Below are 245 nucleotides of genomic sequence, written 5' to 3'. Positions count from 1 at the left end.
TAATCTACGTATATGAAAAAATAGAAGAACCAAAACCAGAGGTAGAAGGAAGCGTAGTAACAAAGTACGTAGATAAAGAAGGAAAAGAAATCGCACAACGTAATACAACAACAGATCAAGTAGGGAAAGGCTATACAACAGAAAATAAAGAAATCCCAGGTTATAAGTTGGTAGAAAAGCCAAAAAATGCCGAAGGTAAATACGTAGAGGGAACGCAAGAGGTAATCTACGTATATGAAAAAATA

General features: G+C 34.7%; 1 protein-coding gene. It reads left to right on the top strand.

What is annotated here, in order from left to right:
* The coding region (locus tag MR170_RS31675) for a MucBP domain-containing protein (RefSeq protein WP_242310757.1) at window positions 1-245 on the top strand (245 nt) is incomplete at both ends.

The sequence above is a fragment of the Bacillus cereus group sp. BfR-BA-01524 genome (assembly GCF_022662595.1).
Lineage (GTDB): Bacteria > Bacillota > Bacilli > Bacillales > Bacillaceae_G > Bacillus_A > Bacillus_A thuringiensis_S.
This window is presented reverse-complemented; position numbering and strand designations above follow the sequence as displayed.